This window comes from Cryobacterium sp. TMT1-2-2 (assembly GCF_004403505.1).
In the GTDB taxonomy this organism is placed as follows: domain Bacteria; phylum Actinomycetota; class Actinomycetes; order Actinomycetales; family Microbacteriaceae; genus Cryobacterium; species Cryobacterium flavum.
The window spans coordinates 50,029-67,023 of the sequence record NZ_SOGS01000026.1; the positions used below are offsets into that span (position 1 = coordinate 50,029).

The 16,995-nt window shown below is 65.9% G+C and carries 16 protein-coding genes; 10 read left to right on the forward strand and 6 right to left on the reverse strand.

The genetic code is table 11. The annotated features are described in order from the left end of the window. Positions 1-12: 12 nt before the first annotated feature. Together E3T35_RS16785 and E3T35_RS16790 are read right to left on the reverse strand one after the other, a co-directional pair. Positions 13-1,344: a bifunctional o-acetylhomoserine/o-acetylserine sulfhydrylase gene (locus E3T35_RS16785; RefSeq protein WP_134380175.1), complete on the reverse strand. Its 1,332-nt coding sequence runs from the start codon at positions 1,342-1,344 to the stop codon at positions 13-15. Between the two features lie 113 nt (positions 1,345-1,457). Then, positions 1,458-2,555, reverse strand: coding sequence for an acyltransferase family protein (locus E3T35_RS16790; RefSeq protein WP_241988894.1), 1,098 nt, complete (start codon positions 2,553-2,555; stop codon positions 1,458-1,460). Between the two features lie 29 nt (positions 2,556-2,584). Here E3T35_RS16790 and E3T35_RS16795 point away from each other — a divergent pair, with 29 nt between their 5' ends. After that, positions 2,585-3,367 (forward strand): SDR family NAD(P)-dependent oxidoreductase, encoded by a 783-nt coding sequence (locus tag E3T35_RS16795; protein ID WP_174777111.1) that lies wholly within the window; start codon positions 2,585-2,587, stop codon positions 3,365-3,367. A 137-nt stretch (positions 3,368-3,504) separates the two neighbouring features. Here the strand turns inward: E3T35_RS16795 and E3T35_RS16800 are convergent, their stop codons facing one another. The 3 genes from E3T35_RS16800 to E3T35_RS16810 form a co-directional block, all read right to left on the reverse strand. After that, a complete protein-coding gene (locus E3T35_RS16800; RefSeq protein WP_134346251.1) occupies positions 3,505-5,121 on the reverse strand; it encodes a cation acetate symporter in 1,617 nt (538 codons plus the stop codon). After that, positions 5,118-5,465 (reverse strand): DUF485 domain-containing protein, encoded by a 348-nt coding sequence (locus E3T35_RS16805; RefSeq protein WP_092340576.1) that lies wholly within the window; start codon positions 5,463-5,465, stop codon positions 5,118-5,120. Before E3T35_RS16805 ends, E3T35_RS16800 begins: the two co-directional genes overlap by 4 nt. A gap of 88 nt (positions 5,466-5,553) precedes the next feature. Next, on the reverse strand, positions 5,554-7,473 hold the full coding sequence (locus E3T35_RS16810) for an AMP-binding protein (protein ID WP_134380179.1): 1,920 nt from the start codon (positions 7,471-7,473) through the stop codon (positions 5,554-5,556). A 106-nt stretch (positions 7,474-7,579) separates the two neighbouring features. Here E3T35_RS16810 and E3T35_RS16815 point away from each other — a divergent pair, with 106 nt between their 5' ends. From E3T35_RS16815 to E3T35_RS16850, 8 genes are all read left to right on the forward strand, one after another. Beyond that, a complete protein-coding gene (locus tag E3T35_RS16815) occupies positions 7,580-8,275 on the forward strand; it encodes a GntR family transcriptional regulator (RefSeq protein ID WP_134346255.1) in 696 nt (231 codons plus the stop codon). A 31-nt stretch (positions 8,276-8,306) separates the two neighbouring features. Further along, positions 8,307-9,842, forward strand: coding sequence for an MmgE/PrpD family protein (locus E3T35_RS16820; protein WP_134346257.1), 1,536 nt, complete (start codon positions 8,307-8,309; stop codon positions 9,840-9,842). Next, on the forward strand, positions 9,842-10,771 hold the full coding sequence (gene prpB, locus E3T35_RS16825) for a methylisocitrate lyase (RefSeq protein WP_092340579.1): 930 nt from the start codon (positions 9,842-9,844) through the stop codon (positions 10,769-10,771). The genes E3T35_RS16820 and prpB overlap by 1 nt, the downstream gene beginning before the upstream one ends. A gap of 9 nt (positions 10,772-10,780) precedes the next feature. Continuing rightward, complete coding sequence (locus E3T35_RS16830) at positions 10,781-11,920, forward strand: bifunctional 2-methylcitrate synthase/citrate synthase (protein WP_134346258.1); 1,140 nt, start codon at positions 10,781-10,783, stop codon at positions 11,918-11,920. Between the two features lie 93 nt (positions 11,921-12,013). Beyond that, positions 12,014-12,577: a phosphoribosyltransferase gene (locus E3T35_RS16835; RefSeq protein ID WP_134380181.1), complete on the forward strand. Its 564-nt coding sequence runs from the start codon at positions 12,014-12,016 to the stop codon at positions 12,575-12,577. After that, on the forward strand, positions 12,574-13,281 hold the full coding sequence (locus E3T35_RS16840) for a Type 1 glutamine amidotransferase-like domain-containing protein (RefSeq protein ID WP_134380183.1): 708 nt from the start codon (positions 12,574-12,576) through the stop codon (positions 13,279-13,281). Before E3T35_RS16835 ends, E3T35_RS16840 begins: the two co-directional genes overlap by 4 nt. Before the next feature lie 71 nt (positions 13,282-13,352). Beyond that, positions 13,353-14,075, forward strand: coding sequence for a uracil-DNA glycosylase (locus E3T35_RS16845; RefSeq protein ID WP_134346261.1), 723 nt, complete (start codon positions 13,353-13,355; stop codon positions 14,073-14,075). Next, positions 14,068-14,646 carry a GNAT family N-acetyltransferase gene (locus tag E3T35_RS16850; protein ID WP_174776429.1) on the forward strand — a complete coding sequence of 193 codons (579 nt, stop codon included), beginning with the start codon at positions 14,068-14,070 and terminating at the stop codon, positions 14,644-14,646. Before E3T35_RS16845 ends, E3T35_RS16850 begins: the two co-directional genes overlap by 8 nt. Positions 14,647-14,664: 18 nt before the next feature. On the opposite strand, the gene E3T35_RS16855 is transcribed toward E3T35_RS16850, so the two are convergent. Beyond that, positions 14,665-15,483, reverse strand: a complete 819-nt coding sequence (locus E3T35_RS16855; protein ID WP_092340584.1) for an SDR family oxidoreductase — start codon at positions 15,481-15,483, stop codon at positions 14,665-14,667. A 77-nt stretch (positions 15,484-15,560) separates the two neighbouring features. On the opposite strand from E3T35_RS16855, the gene E3T35_RS16860 reads away from it, so the two are divergent. Further along, positions 15,561-16,991 carry an amidase gene (locus tag E3T35_RS16860; protein WP_134380185.1) on the forward strand — a complete coding sequence of 477 codons (1,431 nt, stop codon included), beginning with the start codon at positions 15,561-15,563 and terminating at the stop codon, positions 16,989-16,991. The last annotated feature ends 4 nt before the right edge of the window (positions 16,992-16,995 follow it).

Below are 16,995 nucleotides of genomic sequence, written 5' to 3' on the forward strand. Positions count from 1 at the left end.
GGCCGATTTGGTTTAGGCGTCGGCGCGGTCGCGCTTGACGACGGCGCGGGCGGCGGCCAGACCGGCCTCGAGGTCGGCCTTGAGGTCGACGACGTTCTCGATACCCACCGAGAGGCGCACCAGGCCGGGGGTGACGCCGGCGGTGAGCTGCTGCTCCGGGGTGAGCTGGGCGTGCGTGGTCGACGCCGGGTGGATCACCAGGGAGCGTACATCACCGATGTTGGCGAGGTGGCTGAACAGGCTCAGGTTGTCGACCAGGGCGCGGCCGGCCGAGACACCGCCCTTGAGTTCGAACGAGAGCACAGCACCGACGCCGAGCGGGGCGTACTTGTTGGCGTTGGCATACCAGGGGCTCGACGGCAGTCCGGCGTAGTTCACCGAGGCGATGTCGTCGTGGTTGTCGAGCCACTCGGCGATGTCCTGCGCGTTCTGCACGTGGCGTTCGATGCGCAGGCTGAGGGTCTCAATGCCCTGGATGAGCTGCCAGGCGCTCGCCGGGGCGATAGCGCTGCCGAGGTCGCGCAGCAGCTGCACACGCGCCTTGATGACGTAGGCGATGCCGTCGCCGACCGCGGTGGTGTAGCTGGCGCCGTGGTACGACGGGTCGGGTTCGGTCAGGCCCGGGAACTTCTCGACGTTCTTCGACCACTCGAACTTGCCGCCGTCGACCAGCACGCCGCCGATGATGGTGCCGTGACCGCCGAGAAACTTCGTCGCCGAGTGCACGATGATGTCGGCGCCGTGCTCGAACGGGCGAATCAGGTACGGGGTGGCGATGGTGTTATCGACGATCAGCGGAATACCCGCGGCGTGGGCGACATCCGCTACCAGGGAAATGTCGAGAACGTTGATGCGCGGGTTGCCGATGGTCTCGGCGAAGAACAGCTTGGTGTTCGGGCGCACCGCGCGCTGCCATTCGGTCGCGTCATCCTGGTCTTCGACGAAGGTGACCTCGATGCCGAGCTTGGCCAGGGTGTACTTGAACAGGTTGTAGGTTCCGCCGTAGATCGAGCTCGACGACACGATGTGGTCACCGGCCTGCGCAATGTTCAACACCGCAAACGTGGATGCCGACTGGCCGGAAGACAGCAGCAGCGCCGCGGTTCCGCCCTCGAGCGCCGCGACGCGCTCCTCGACGACGGCCTGCGTGGGGTTCTGGATGCGAGTGTAGATGTTGCCGAACTCGGCCAGCGCGAACAGATTCTGGGCGTGCTCCGCACTGTTGAACACGTACGACGTGGTCTGGTAGATCGGGGTGGCTCGAGCGTTCGTAACCGGGTCGGGACGCGCGCCTGAATGAACCTGCTTGGTCTCAAACTTCCACGATGAAGAATTGTCGGTCACGATAGCCTCCGCGTCATTCAGCGCGGACTCTCCAGCGCTCTGGCCCCGAGCCTAAAGATGCCCGAATGGCCGTGCAAGAGCGGGCGAAACACAACGTCATGTTGTGCGAGCGCTTACGTGCGATTGTCATGCGGCAACACGATCGTGCCGGTCGGCGTCGTCGCCGTCTCCCGGAACAGCCACCGTACTTTCGGCTGGACCAGGGGCTGAACCAGCCGTCGAACGACGGGCAGCGACAGCACGATGGAGGTAATCACGCTCAGCACGATCATGCCCGGCAACACCCACGCGGGCTGTGGACCGTCAAGCACACCCGTCTCCCGTAGCGGGTATAGCACGAAGGTGTGCAGCAGGTAGATGTACATTGTCGCCGCGCCCAGCTCGGTGAACCAGGTCCTGCGCCGCGGAATCAGCATGAGGAATGCCACGATGAGCGCAAACGCGAGCAGCATGACGGCCAAACGGATGCCGCCAGCCCACCACGCGGAATAGTCAAACGTCGCGTACCCCTCGTCATAGAGCAGGAATCGGCGCACCTGCAGGGTGCGGAGGGCGTCGATATTGAACGCGATCACCAGGTAGAGCAGGGCGAACAGCCCGATCGCGCCGGCCCGCCAGCGCCAGACCAGGCCGTTGCGGAGCTCGAGCCAGGTGTCGGTCAGCAGCCACTGGCGCAGTTTCCAGCCAAAAACAAAGAACGGCAGCAGCCCGAGGGTGCGGGACAGGGCGAACGTACCGTCTATATTCGGCAGGTAGCCGACCCCGATCGAGATAATAATGCTGATGATGAGGGGATAGCGCAGGAACACGAGGTACGGCATGACAATCCGCCACATCACCAGGGCGAGCAGAAACCACAGCGTCCAGCTCGCTGTGGAGTAATCCAGCACGAACTTGCCGCCGAGGATCCAGCGCAGCACCGTCCAGATCGTCTCGAAGATGAGGTAGGGAAAGACGATGTCGGTGAGCAGCCGGTGCATCTGCCGTGCGTTTGGCGGTCCCGACTTGGCGAAGTAGCCGCTCACGGCCACGAAAACCGGCACGTGGAAGGCGTAGATGAACAGATACAGCGTGTAGGCGACATCGGCTTCGCCGATGAGTTTGAGAATCGCGTGGCCGATCAGCACGAGGGTGACGGCCACCCAGCGCGCGTTGTCCCAGAGGGGTACGCGACGCTTCTGTGGTGGAGTGGTGGTGTCCAGTGCGCTCATTGACACCATTCTCCCGCCACAATGGAGAAATGAGTATTCGACGAGTGGTTGTGACCGGAGCAAGTTCAGGAATTGGAGCGGCGACGGCACGCCTGTTCCGGGAGCATGGTTGGAACGTGGTGGGGGTCGCGCGGCGGGCCGACCGTCTCAAAGCGCTGCAGGCCGAAACCGGAGCGGATGTCTTCACCGCCGACCTCACGGTGCAGGCGGATGTCGACGCCTTGCGCGACTACCTCGCCGCCAGCGGCCCGGTGCACGCCCTCGTCAACAATGCCGGCGGCGCCAAGGGTCTTGACTCGGTCGAGGCCGGAAGCATCGAAGACTGGGCCTGGATGTTCGAGATCAACGTGCTCGCCGTCAAGCGGGTCACCACGGCCATTCTGCCGCTGCTGCGCGCCGGTATGGCCTCCGGGGCCGGATCGGCCGATATCGTGAACATCACCTCGATTGCCGGGCACGTGGCTTACCTCGGCGGCGGCGGCTACAACGCGGCGAAGTTCGCCGCGCACGCCATGACCGAGGTGCTGCGCCTCGAACTCTCGGGGGAGCCGATTCGGGTGATCGAGATCGCGCCGGGCATGGTCAGAACGGATGAGTTCGGCCTGGTTCGCTTCGACGGCGACGCCGACAAGGCCTTCGCGGCCTACGAGAACGTTCCCGATCCGCTCTCGGCGGAGGACATCGCCGAGACGATCGTGTCGAGCGTTGAGCGCCCCGCGCACGTGAACCTCGACCTGATCGTGATCAAGCCGGTCGCCCAGGCATCGTCGACCCGCGTCGCCCGCGGCCCCCTAAAGGTGCGCGAGGACTAACCGGGGGCCGCGGGTTCCCACGCGACGCGCCGCGCTGGACCTGAGCCAGTGCGCGGGAATTCCGCCTCCCGCGGGGCACAGCAAACGGGCCGGACAGGATGTGCATCCTGGCCGGCCCGTTCGTTGCACTGCGGGGGTTAGTGCTCGACAGCCTTCTCGGCGCCATGCCCGGTGAGCGAACGCACCGACATCTCGGCGGCGAGCTTCGGGCTCTCCTTCACCGTGCTGGTGACCGATCCGAGCCAGCCCAGGAAGAATCCGAGCGGGATCGAGACGATGCCGGGGTTGCTCAGTGGGAAGATCGCGAAGTTCACGTCAGCACCGAACATGGAGGTCTCCGTACCGGAGAACACCGGCGAGAAGATGATCAGCAGCACGGCCGAGGCGAGTCCGCCGTACATGCTCCAGACCGCGCCCCGGGTGGTGAAGCCACGCCAGAACAGGGAGTAGAGGATGGTCGGCAGGTTGGCGCTCGCCGCGACGGCGAAGGCCAGGGCCACCAGGAAGGCAATGTTCTGCCCCTGCACGCCGATACCACCGGCGATGGCCAGGATACCGATCACGATCACGGTGCGACGAGCGACCTTGACCTCGTCGTCGGGGTTTCCCTTGCCCTTCTTGATGACGGAGCCGTAGATGTCGTGCGCGAAGCTGGTTGCAGCCGTGATGGTGATGCCGGCCACAACGGCCAGGATCGTCGCGAACGCGATGGCCGAGATGAAGCCGAGCAGCAGCGGACCACCGAGAGCGAGCGCGAGCAGCGGGGCTGCTGAGTTCACTCCACCGGGAGCGGCGAGAACGGTGTCAGCACCAACGAGAGACGCGGCACCGAAGCCGAGCACCAGCGTGAAGATGTAGAACGCGCCGATGAGCCAGATGGCCCAGACCACCGAGCGACGAGCTTCCTTCGCGGTCGGAACCGTGTAGAACCGCATGAGCACGTGCGGCAGGCCGGCGGTTCCAAGAACGAGGGCCAGAGCCAGGGAGATGAAGTCCAGCGGGTTGGCGCCGTACTTCAACCCCGGAGCCAGGATGTCGGCGCCCGAGGCGGAGATTGCGACGGCGCTGTCGAGCAGGTTCGACAGGCTGAAGCCGTTGATCGCCAGCACCCAGATGGTCATCGCGAACGCACCGATGATGAGCAGGAACGCCTTGACGATCTGCACCCAGGTGGTGCCCTTCATACCGCCGACCAGTACGTAGACGATCATGAGCGCGCCGACGACGGTGACCACGATGGATTGGCCGAGCTTGTCGTTGATGCCGAGAAGCAGCGACACGAGTCCGCCGGCTCCCGCCATCTGGGCGAGCAGGTAGAAGAAGCAGACGGCCAGGGTAGTCGTCGCCGCTGCCACGCGCACGGGGCCCTGCTTCAACCGGAAGGAGAGCACGTCGGCCATGGTGAACTTGCCGGTGTTGCGCATGAGCTCCGCAACCAGCAGCAGGGCCACGAGCCAGGCGACGAGGAATCCGATCGAGTACATGAATCCGTCGTAGCCGCTGACGGCAATTGCGCCGACGATGCCCAGGAACGATGCCGCCGACAGGTAATCGCCGGCGATGGCGAACCCGTTCTGCGGTCCGGTGAACGAGCGGCCACCCGTGTAGTAATCAGCCGCCGTCTTGTTGTTGCGGCCGGAGCGGATGACGATGATCAGGGTCACCGCCACGAAGGCCAGGAAAATCGAGATGTTCAGGACCGGGTTGTTCTCAACCGGTTTGACCGCGGTGGCCAGAAAATGCAGTGCGTTCATCGCTGTTCCATCCGCTCGAGTTCAAGGCGAAGTTCTTCGGTGCGGGGGTCGATCTTGCGGTTGGCGAAGGTCACGTACGTCATGGTGATGGCGAACGTCGTGACGAACTGGCCGAGGCCGAGGAGCAGACCGATGTTGATGCTGCCGAAGACCGGCGTGGCCATGAAGTCGTGCAGGTAGGCCGCTGCGAGAACGTAGGCGATGTACCAGACGAAGAAGAAGATGGCCATTGGTACGACGAACTTGTTGCGAGTGCGCTTCAACTCGAGAAAACGGGGGGTCTTCTCAAACGCCTCGTAGTCGATACGGGACTTCGGTGGGGCGTCTTTCACTGCTTCACTCATGGGGCCTCCTTGCCTCAGGGACGGAAAATTCGGGTTTTGCGGAAAAAGTGTGGGTGCGCGGTGGGGGTGGAGAGTGGTCGTGACCGGGTTAGGAAACGGATGCTGACAGCGCTCGTTTCAGATCGTCAAGAACGGTGGGGTCTTCGATGGTGGGGGGAACGGAATATTCTTCACCATCGACGATTTGCCGAATGGTTTTGCGAAGAATCTTGCCCGACCGCGTTTTGGGCAGTCGGTCGAGTATGGTGACGTCGCGAAACGCTGCGACCGGGCCGACATGCTCCCGGACGAGGGCGACGAGTTCTGCGGCGAGTACGTCGTGTTGCACCGTACTGCCGGCTTTGAGGGTAACGAATCCAGCGGCACGCTGACCCTTGAGCGGGTCGTGCACGCCGAGCACGGCGCACTCGGCGACGGCCGGGTGCAGCGTGAGCACCTCTTCGAGAGAGCCGGTCGACAGTCGGTGCCCGGCCACATTGATGACGTCGTCGGTGCGGCCCATCACGAACAGGTAGCCGTCCGCGTCGAAATGACCGGAGTCACCGGTGGCGTAGTAACCCGGAAAAGCGGTGAGGTAGGAACTTTCGAATCGTTCCTCACTGCCCCAGACCCCGAGCAGGGTCCCGGGTGGCAGCGGAAGGCGGATGGCGATGTTGCCGTCCTTGCCGATCTTTTCGATCGGCTTGCCCTTGGAGTCCAGAATGGCGATGTCATACCCGGGAACCGGAACGGTGGCCGAACCCGGCTTCGTGGGCAACTCTTCGATGCCGAGCAGGTTGGCGCAGATCGGCCAGCCGGTTTCGGTCTGCCACCAGTGGTCGACCACCGGGCAGTGCAGCCCGTTATTGGCCCAGTGGAAGGTTTCGGGGTCGAGGCGCTCGCCGGCCAGGAACAGGCTGGTCAGGCTGGACACGTCGTGATTCTTCAGCTCGAGCAGGTCGGGATCGACGCGGCGGATGGCCCGAATGGCGGTCGGCGCGGTGAACAGCACCTTCACCTTGTGCTCGTCGACGACGCGCCAGAACGCACCGGCGTCGGGCGTTCCGATCGGTTTGCCCTCGTAGATGACCGTGGTCGCGCCCGCCAGTAGCGGTGCGTAGACGATGTAGGAGTGCCCGACCACCCAGCCGACATCGGACGCAGCCCAGTAGACGTCGCCGGGGCCTACGTTGTAGACATTGCGCATCGACCAGTTCAGGGCGACGGCGTGGCCGCCGTTGTCGCGGATGATGCCCTTGGGCTTGCCGGTCGTGCCGGAGGTATAGAGGATGTACAGGGGGTCGTCGGAGCGCAGGGCCACCGGGTCGGCCGGTGCCGCCGTGGCCTCTTCGTCGGCCCAGTCGAGCCAGACGGCATCCGCTTTCTGGTAGTCGGCTGCCGACCCGGGAATGCTGTCCCGGTTGCGTACGATCACCGTGTGCACCGAGCCCTGGCTGAGGGCGAGCGCTTTCTCGACCAGCGGCAGATATTCCACCGCGCGGCCGGGTTCCAGACCGCCGGATGCCGTGACGATGACACTCGGGCGGGCGTCATCAATGCGTACGGCCAGTTCGGTCGCGGCGAAACCTCCGAACACGACCGAGTGCACAGCCCCGATGCGCGCGCAGGCGAGCATGGCGACGACGGCCTCGGGGATCATCGGCAGGTAGATGATGACGCGGTCTCCGGTGCCGACGCCGTTGGCGCGGAGAACGCCGGCGAATCTGGCGACGCGGCCGAGCAGCTCGAGGTAGCTCAGCTGAACCCGGGTGCCGGTCATGGCGGAGTCGTAGATGAGTGCCGTGTGGGCGCCCCGGCCAGCCAGAACGTGCCGATCGAGGGCGTTGTAGCTCGTGTTGAGCATTCCCCCGGGAAACCAGCTTCCGGTAGCTTTGCCGTTGACGGCGAGTGCACGTGTCGGCTGCGTGATCCAGTCGATACCCTCGGCGGCCTCAAGCCAGAAGTCCTCCGGCGACGAAATGCTGCGTCGCCAGGCCTCCCGGTAGCCCTCACCTGATTCGCCGTTCATGTCTACCTTCTCCATCGAAGTGCCTCTGTATACAAAGAGTGGTTGAAGTATTGCATATAACCCAGCTATGTGGAATAGGATCGCTCTTGTGTATACAGAAACCGCAATGTTGGGGTTAGACGTACCGCTTCGAGCTAGCGAGCGGGCGTACCGTCAGCTGCGCGGGGAGATTCTCAACGGCCTCCTCGCCCCCGGCGCTGCCTTGCTCGAAGTAGAACAAGCCGAGCGCATCGGCGTCTCCCGCACCCCGCTGCGCGAAGCGGTCGCCCGGTTGATCGCCGACGGTCTCGTTGTCGGCCGTCGCGGCCGCGGTTTCGAAGTGACCGACATCTCCGTCGACAGCATCTCCGAACTGTACGAACTGCGCCAGGCGCTCGAGGTGCAGGCGATCCGCCTGGCCGCGACTCGGCGCGAACCCGCACCGTTCCTGAAGCTGCGCGACGCATTTGTGACGGCGCCGGAGCTGCTGGACCAGGGCGATATCGGTGTGCACCGATACTACGTGCTGATCGACGAGCTCGAAGATGCCGTCGACGCGGCCGTTGAAAACCCCTTTCTCGTCGGCGCCCTGCGCGCCGTACGCACCCACTTGGCCCGTATCCGTCGGCTGGCCCGGAGAAATCCGATGCGGCTTCGTGCCGCAGCGTCCGAGCACCTGCTGATTATCGACGCCATCATCGCCGGCGACCCGTCGCTGGCAGCCCATGCCACCCATATTCATCTTCACCAAAGCCTCTTGAGCGTCCTCGCGACGATCGACGAGGACTCGGCAATTGGTGTCAATCCGGCTCTTGTCGATTAACGACTCCGGCCGACTAACGAAGGGATCCACCGTGCAACTGCACCACGTTCGAGTTCACAAGAGCGACGAGAATCTGGCCCGCGAGGACCAGCTGGCCTGGAAGATCGCCGAGGTCGCCGCCGACCCCGCCCTGGTCTCCGAGGAAGTGACCGAGATGGTCATCAACCGCGTCATCGACAACGCCTCCGTTGCCGCGGCCAGCCTGACCCGTCGTCCAGTGATCGCCGCTCGCTCGCAGGCACTCGCGCACCCGCGTTCCAACGGTGGCGACGGCGCGACCGTGTTCGGCCTCGCGCCGGCTCGCCGGGTGTCCCCGGAATGGGCAGCCTGGGCGAACGGCGTCGCCGTGCGTGAACTCGACTATCACGACACCTTCCTGGCCGCCGAGTACTCGCACCCGGGTGATAATATCCCCCCGATCATTGCCGTCGCCCAGCACCTCGCCGCCTCTCGCGGCCTGACCGGCAGCGACCTGATTCGCGGCATCGCCACCGGCTACGAGATTCAGATCGACCTGGTGAAGTCGATCAGCCTGCACGCCCACAAGATCGACCACGTTGCCCACCTCGGCCCGTCCGTGGCCGCCGGCATCGGCACCCTGCTCGGCCTCGACAAGGAGGTCATCTTCCAGGCCGTCGGCCAGGCGCTGCACACCACGACCGCAACCCGCCAGTCACGGAAGGGCGAGATCTCCAGCTGGAAGGCGCACGCCCCGGCATTCGCCGGCAAGATGGCCGTCGAGGCCGTTGACCGGGCCCTGCGCGGCGAGACCAGCCCAACGCCCATCTACGAGGGCGAAGACGGCGTCATCGCCTGGCTTCTCGACGGACCGGAGGGCTCCTACGACGTATCGCTGCCCAAACCCGGAAGCATCAAGCGCGCGATCCTGGACAGCTATACCAAGGAGCACTCGGCCGAGTATCAGGCGCAGGCCTGGATCGATCTCGCTCGCAAGCTGCACAACGAGCACCCCGAGCTGCTCGTGGCCGGTGCGATCAAGAGCGTCGTGATCCACACCAGCCACCACACTCACTTCGTGATCGGCTCCGGCGCCAACGACCCGCAGAAGTATGACCCCACCGCCAGCCGCGAAACCCTCGACCACTCCATTCCGTACATCTTCACGGTGGCGCTGCAGGACGGCACCTGGAACCACGTCGATTCCTACAGCCCCGAGCGCGCGGGTCGACCCGACACCATCGCCCTCTGGAACACCGTCACCACGACCGAAGATGCGGAGTGGACGCGTCGCTACCACTCCCTCGACCCGGCCGAGAAGGCCTTCGGCGGTCGCGTGGAGATCGAACTGGCCAATGGAACCCGCCTGGTCGACGAGATCGCCGTCGCCGACGCGCATCCACTTGGCGCTCGCCCGTTTGCCCGCGCGGAGTACATCAACAAGTTCCGCACCCTGGCCGCGCCGGTGATGGAGGTGTCCGAGATCGAACGCTTCCTCGCGCTGGCCCAGCGCCTGCCCGAGCTTGGTGCTGCCGACCTCGGGGGCCTGACCATCGTGGCCAAGCCCGGACTGCTCTCCGGGGTCGCCACGCCGAACGGAATCTTTTAATGCTGTACGCCGGCACGACCGCCGCCGACAAGCGGATTGCCCTGCGCCAGGGCCTAAAAAGCGGCAAGATTTTGCGCTACCCCGGCGCGTTCAACCCCCTGTCTGCCAAGCTCATTCAGCAGAAGGGGTTCGAGGGCGTCTACATTTCGGGCGCCGTGCTCTCGGCTGACCTCGGCCTACCCGACATCGGCCTGACCACCCTCACCGAGGTGGCCAGCCGGTCGCAGCAGATCGCTCGCATGACCGATCTTCCGGCGATCGTCGACGCCGATACCGGTTTCGGTGAGCCGATGAACGTGGCGCGTACGATTCAGACCCTGGAAGACGCCGGCCTGGCCGGCATGCACATCGAGGACCAGATCAACCCGAAACGCTGCGGCCACCTCGACGGCAAGCAGGTCGTGGATGCCGACACCGCGATCAAACGCATCCGCGCAGCGGTCGACGCGCGGCGGGACCCGAACTTTCTCGTGATGGCGCGCACGGACATCCGTGCCGTCGACGGGCTGGACGCGGCCGTCACGCGCGCCAAACAGCTGCAGGATGCCGGGGCCGACGCGATCTTTCCCGAAGCGATGGGCAGCCTGGCCGAGTTCGAAACGATTCGCGCTGCGGTGTCGGTGCCGATCCTCGCGAACATGACCGAGTTCGGCAAGGGCGAGCTGTACACCGTGCAGCAGCTCGAAAACGTGGGCATGAACCTGGTGATCTTTCCGGTGTCGCTGCTGCGCCTGGCTATGGGCTCGGCCGCCCGCGGACTCGACGCGATCGAAGAGACCGGCTCGCTCACCACGATGCTGCCGGAAATGCAGCACCGCGCGGACCTGTACGAGTTGCTCGATTATGCGTCGTACAGTCAGTTCGATTCGGGTATCTTCGATTTCACGTTGAACCCGCACATTTCGACGCCCAGTTCGACGCAGGCCTAAAGGAGCACAATGTCTGACACCCAAACTGTCGAACCACACATCTATAAGGGACTGACCGGCGTCGTCGTCGACACGACCGCGGTCTCCAAGGTCAACCCGGAGACCAACTCGCTGCTCTACCGGGGCTACCCGGTGCAGGAACTCGCGGCGAAGAAGAGCTTCGAAGAGGTCGCCTACCTGCTCTGGCACGGCGAACTGCCCACAGACCAACAGCTCGCCGACTTCGAGGCACTCGAACGTTCGCTGCGGCACATGAGCCCGGTGGTCAAGCGCATCATCGACGAGCTGCCGCTGACCGCGCACCCGATGGATGTCGTGCGTACCGCGGTGAGCGTCATCGGTGCGAGCGACCCCGACGCCGAGATTCCATCGCCGGAATCCGACCTCGCCAAGTCGATTCGTCTATTCGCCCAGCTGCCGGCGATCGTCTCCTACGACCAGCGTCGCCGGCACGGCCTCGATTTGGTCGAGCCCCGCGACGATCTCGGCTACTCGGCGAACTTTCTGCACATGGCCTTCGGCGAGGTGCCGGAACTCGTCGTGGTTAACGCCTTCGACGTGTCGATGATCCTCTACGCCGAGCACTCCTTCAACGCGTCGACCTTCACCGCTCGGGTCATCACGTCCACCCTGTCCGATCTGTACTCGGCCGTGACCGGGGCGGTCGGGGCTCTTAAGGGTGCACTGCACGGTGGCGCTAACGAGGCCGTCATGCACACGTTCGCCGAGATCGGACTCGAAGCCGGGTCGGCGGCGCGGGCCGAACCGTGGCTGGAGAAGGCGCTCGCTGAGAAGCGCAAGATCATGGGCTTCGGGCACCGCGTCTACAAGAACGGCGACTCGCGCGTGCCGACGATGCGGGCCTCGCTCGTCACCCTCGTGGAGCATTACCAGAAGCCGGAACTGCTCGAATTGTACGAAGCCCTCGAGAGCGCGATGACGAACCGCAAGGCGATTCTGCCGAACCTTGACTACCCCTCGGGCCCGGCGTACCACCTGATGGGGTTCGACACCCTCACCTTCACGCCGATCTTCGTGGCGGCGCGCATCACCGGTTGGACCGCGCACATTATGGAGCAGAAGAAGAGCAACGCGCTCATTCGTCCGCTGTCGGCCTATAACGGCGTCGATCAGCGGCAGGTGCTGTAGCGCTGTTCTTTTCAGAGCGGATGCCGCGCTGCCAGCTGGCAGCGCGGCATCCGCTGTGTGCGTAACGGGTCGGGATCTAGCTAGCATTGATGAATGACACTTGATGCCGAGGCCGTGCCCACTTCGCCCGCTATTGACCGCGAAATTCTGCAGTGGACCGACTTCGCTGAAGCGTCGCGCGAGTTGGCGACCCGAGTGCGCGAGAGCAGTTTTCACCCGGATGTCGTGATCGCCATCGCCCGCGGCGGCCTGCTGCTGGCCGGTGCCATCTCCTACGCGCTCGGCACCAAGAACTGCGGCAGCATTAACGTGGAGTTCTACACCGGCATCGACGAGCGCCTGCCCGAGCCGGTGCTGTCGGCGCCGATGCTCGACGCACCGGCCCTGGCCGGCAAGAGGGTGCTGCTGGTCGACGACGTCTCCGACTCCGGCCACACCCTCGCGCTCGTCATGCGCCTGCTTGGCGAGACCGCCATGGAGGTGCGCACCGCGACGCTCTACACCAAGCCGCGCACCGTGCACGTGCCCGACTTCACCTGGCGCGAAACCGACAGGTGGATCGTGTTCCCCTGGTCGGCGCTGCCGCCGGTGCCGGGTGCGCCCGAGGATATTGCGCCCGAAGCGCTCGCCGACCTGACGGATGGGGTGCCCGCATGAGCGTGCACCTGGTCGGCGGCGGGGGAGACGCCGAGAGCGACATTGCGGTCTTCGCGACGTTCCTGTCCGAGGTCACGGCTCAGGCTTTCACAGCCGACCGCGACGAACCGATCGTGGCGATCATCACCGTCGGCCCGGGCTCAGCCCACGCCGAAGAACTGGCCGCTGCTCTCGGGCTTACCGCGCAGGCTCGACTGACCGTGCTCGCCCCCGGCGACGTCGCGGCCCTCACCTCCGTGTCCGCGGTCGACGGCATCATCATCGGCGGCGGCGTGACCCCCGACTATCTCGCCGCACTGCTGCCGATCGCTGGGGAGATTCGCCGCCAGGTCTCGGCCGGCGTGCCCTACCTCGGTTTCTCGGCCGGCGCCATGATCGCCGCCGAACGCGCCCTGATCGGTGGCTGGCGCATCGGCGGCGTCGAGGTCACGCCCCAGGATGTGTCGGAGGGCCTCGACGAGATCACCCTCGCCCAGGGCATCGGACTGCTCGACGTGACGGTGGACGTGCACGCCGCCCAGTCCGGCAGCCTGTCCCGGCTGATCGCCGCGACCGAGGCCGGACTCATCGACGGCGGCCTCGCCATCGACGAGAACACCGTGCTCGTGGTCGGAGAGGGGGCCCTCCGCGTGCTCGGAGCCGGCAGTGTCTGGAACGTCAGCCAGGCCGATGGCGGTGTGCTCGTGAGCACCATCGGTGCCTGATCTGCCCACCTGATGGCGGTAATTCAGCGGATGCGCCCGCTTCGGCGCACGCGCCGCTGCGGAGTGCGCTCGTGAACCTCGACGCCCTTGCGGCCAGCGGTGAGATCGACCCGGGGTGGGCGCGAGCACTCGCGCCCGTGGCCGATGACCTGGCTCGGGTTTCCGAGTTTTTGACGAGCGAACGGGCCGCCGGCCACGAGGTGTTACCAGCGCCGGAGAACCTGCTGCGTGCGTTCCGGCAGCCGTTCGACGCCGTGCGGGTGCTCATCGTCGGGCAGGATCCGTACCCCACTCCGGGGCATCCAACCGGTCTGGCCTTCGCCGTCAATGCCGACGTGCGGCCCGTTCCGCGCAGCCTCGGCAACGTCTACACCGAACTCGGCACCGACCTGGGCCTGCCGCGCCCCGAGCACGGCGACCTCTCCGCCTGGTCGAACCAGGGCGTGCTGCTGCTCAACCGAGTGCTCAGCGTGCGGGCCGGCGCTGCCGGTTCGCATCGGCGGCACGGCTGGGAAACCGTGACCGACCAGGCCATTCGCGCCCTGGTGGGGCGGCGGCATCCGCTCGTGGCGATTTTGTGGGGCAAGGATGCCGCAGCGCTCACGTCCCTGCTCGGCGACACACCCGTGCTCGAATCGGCGCACCCGAGCCCGCTGTCAGCCCGGCGAGGATTCTTCGGCTCGCGCCCGTTCAGCGCGGCCAACCGGTTGCTCACCGAGCAGGGGGCGGCTCCGGTTGCCTGGGAGCTTCCGGTAATCTGGAACCAACCAGAAAGGGGAGTGCCCGGTGCTTGAGGAAGAATACGAGCCTCGTCGTCGGCTGCCCCGCCACCTGCGGCCGGAAGTTGCCGCCGAGGCACCGTTCGAATACGAGATGCGCGAGGTGCGGGCGACCGATCTGCCGCACATTCGCGAGATCTACAACTACTACGTGGCCAACAGCACCGTCACCTTCGACGAGGATGCGATGACGCTCACCGAGTGGCGCGACAAGTTCTACTACCTGAACAAGCAGGGCATGCCGTTCATCGTCGCGGTCTCGCCGGCCGGCCAGATTCTCGGGTATGCCCTGGTCAGCCCGTGGAAGCAGAAGAAGGCCTACCGCTTCACGGTGGAGAACTCGATCTACCTCGGCGCCGCATCGACGGGCAAGGGTCTCGGGCGCGAGCTGCTCGGCGAGCTGATCAAACGCTCCAAGGCGGCCGGCCTGAAAGAGATCATCGCCGTCATCGCCGACCAGGGAGCGGATGCCTCGATCAAGCTGCACCGCGACTTCGGCTTCGAGGAGATCGGCCGCATGGGCAAGGTCGGTTTCAAGTTCGAGCGCTGGCTCGGCACGATTCTGCTGCAGAAGAGCCTGAAGTAGCCCCTCTCTCGCGACCTGTCAGAGGCGGGGGGTGTTTAGGCGGCCCACCGCGTTGAGCACCGCGCGGCGGGGGTAGATGCTCGCGACCCGCGCGAGCACGGCGTTGCGCGTTCCGACCAGCACAACGGATGGCGTCACGGAGCGGTCGAGCGCAGAGAAAGAGGCGCGCATGACTTCCTCTACGGTGAGCGGCGTCCCCTTCTTGCCGCCGCTGGTCTGGGCGACCTCGAAGAACTCGGTGTCGGCCGGGCCGGGGCAGATCGCGGTCACCTTGAGGCCGCTGGCCCTGGTCTCGTAGCTGACCGCCTCGGTGTAACTGAGCACATACGCCTTGGTCGCTCCGTAGACCGCCATGCGCGGCACCGGCTGGAACGCCGCCGTGCTGGCCAGATTCACCAGCGCCGCGGTGTGCGGATTCAGCGAGGCCGTCTCGACCAGGTCGGGCAGAAAAGCGTGGGTCAGCGCGGTCAGGGCGTGCACGTTGAGGGCCACCTGCTCACGTTCCCGCTTCTCGTCGGAGTCGAGCACGGTGCCGAAGGTCGCGAAGCCCGCATTGTTCACGAGCGTGCCAATGGTGATCGAACGCTCGCGCAGGTCGCGCACCAGCTCGGTGACGGCATCCGCTTCGGTGAGATCGAGCGGAATCACGGTGGAGACCGTGCCGTATTTCTCGGCCAGGTCGACCGCGAGGGCTTCGAGGCGGGCCTGACGGCGGGCGACGAGAACGAGATCCGCGCCGCGCTCGGCGAGTTTGTGGGCGTATCCGACTCCGAGTCCGCTCGACGCTCCCGTGATAAGCGCGGTGGTACCGATGGGGTTGTACAAAGCGCTGGCCATGGCTTGAGGCTAGCCTTCCTGCGCGTGCATAACCAGTGTTGGCTGCCCGCCCGCCCCGGTCGAACTAAGCTCGCCACATGGCTGATCCACACGAATTGACCGCCCTGGAACAATGGCAGGCCCTGCAGAGCCGCGAAATCAGCCCGAGCGAACTCACCGAGCATTACCTCGGGCGCATCGAGAAATTCAACCCGGCGCTCGGCGCTTTCGTCACCGTCACCGCGGATGCCGCTCGTGCCAGGGCCCGGTTCGTCGAAGAACGGATGCCCCGCACCGCCCCGCTCTGGGGTCTCCCATTCGCCGATAAAGACCTGCACCTGCGCGCCGGGGTACACGCCGGGTTCGGGTCGCGCCTGTTCGATGGCTACGTGCCCGACCAGTCCGACGACCTCGTTCAGGCGCTCGACGACGCCGGCGGGGTCAGCCTCGGCAAGACCAACACCCCCGAATTCGGCCTGGCCTCCTACACTGAAAGCCTCGCAGCGCCGCCCGCGCGCACCCCGTGGAACCTCGCGCTCGGTGCCGGCGGATCCAGCGGCGGCGCCGCCGTCGCGGTCGCCGCCCGGCTGCTGCCGTTCGCGCCCGGCTCCGACGGCGGCGGGTCCATTCGCATTCCCGCTGCCGCCTGCGGACTGGTCGGGCTCAAGCCGAGCCGCGGGCGCGTGCCCGCCGCCTCCGGCATCGACAAGCTCGGCGGCCTCCCGGTCGGCGGCCCGCTCGCCCGCACCGTAGCGGATGCCGCGCTGCTGCTCGACGCCATGATCGCTCCCCGAGACGGTCACCCCGACCACCACTACGCCCTGCGCGCCCCCGGCGATGAAACGCCGCTGCTCGCGGCGGCGGTGCGCGGCGAAGGCCGGTTTCAGCTCGGCGTCATGACCACCTCGGCCTGGGATAACGACTACTCCATAGCGATCGCCCCCGAAGCGCAAGCCGCCCTCGACCTGGCCGTCGCAGGGTTCGCCGCCCTGCACCACGGGCTCGAAGAGACCGCTTTGAAGCCCGACGCCAGCTACGTGCCGGCGTTCCGCACCATCTGGCAGGCCGGAGCTGCCGGTATCCCGGCTGAAACCGAGGCCGAGATCGCCCTGCTCGAACCGCTGACCCAGTGGCTGCTGGCCCGCGGCCGCGCGCTCGGTGCCCGCGACCTGGCCGAGGCGCTCGCCGCACTGACCGCGTTTGAGCGGTCGTTCATTCACCAGTTGTCCAAATTCGATGCCGTGCTGACCCCGGCCATGGCCCTGACGCCGCGACCGGTCGGCTGGTACGACGCCGACGACGCCGAGGCCAACTTCGCCCAGCAGGTGCAGTACACGCCGTTTACCTCGATGATCAACGTGAGCGGGTTGCCGGCCATCGTGTTGCCGGTGCACCAGACCGACGACGGCCTGCCGATGGGCGTGCAGCTCATCGGCAGGCCGGGCGGCGAGGCCACGCTGCTCGCGCTCGGCGCGCAGCTGGAGCGGCGCATCCGCTGGCAGGATCGGGTGCCGCCCGAGCCGGCGTAACCCT

Bases quoted from the DNA above. Each gene is read 5' to 3' on its own strand.
- E3T35_RS16790 (WP_241988894.1), bottom strand. From the start codon at position 2,555: ATGAGCGCACTGGACACCACCACTCCACCACAGAAGCGTCGCGTACCC.
- E3T35_RS16795 (WP_174777111.1), top strand. From the start codon at position 2,585: ATGAGTATTCGACGAGTGGTTGTGACCGGAGCAAGTTCAGGAATTGGA.
- E3T35_RS16800 (WP_134346251.1), bottom strand. From the start codon at position 5,121: ATGAACGCACTGCATTTTCTGGCCACCGCGGTCAAACCGGTTGAGAAC.
- E3T35_RS16805 (WP_092340576.1), bottom strand. From the start codon at position 5,465: ATGAGTGAAGCAGTGAAAGACGCCCCACCGAAGTCCCGTATCGACTAC.
- E3T35_RS16810 (WP_134380179.1), bottom strand. From the start codon at position 7,473: ATGAACGGCGAATCAGGTGAGGGCTACCGGGAGGCCTGGCGACGCAGC.
- E3T35_RS16815 (WP_134346255.1), top strand. From the start codon at position 7,580: ATGTTGGGGTTAGACGTACCGCTTCGAGCTAGCGAGCGGGCGTACCGT.
- prpB (WP_092340579.1), top strand. From the start codon at position 9,842: ATGCTGTACGCCGGCACGACCGCCGCCGACAAGCGGATTGCCCTGCGC.
- E3T35_RS16830 (WP_134346258.1), top strand. From the start codon at position 10,781: ATGTCTGACACCCAAACTGTCGAACCACACATCTATAAGGGACTGACC.
- E3T35_RS16835 (WP_134380181.1), top strand. From the start codon at position 12,014: ATGACACTTGATGCCGAGGCCGTGCCCACTTCGCCCGCTATTGACCGC.
- E3T35_RS16840 (WP_134380183.1), top strand. From the start codon at position 12,574: ATGAGCGTGCACCTGGTCGGCGGCGGGGGAGACGCCGAGAGCGACATT.
- E3T35_RS16855 (WP_092340584.1), bottom strand. From the start codon at position 15,483: ATGGCCAGCGCTTTGTACAACCCCATCGGTACCACCGCGCTTATCACG.
- E3T35_RS16860 (WP_134380185.1), top strand. From the start codon at position 15,561: ATGGCTGATCCACACGAATTGACCGCCCTGGAACAATGGCAGGCCCTG.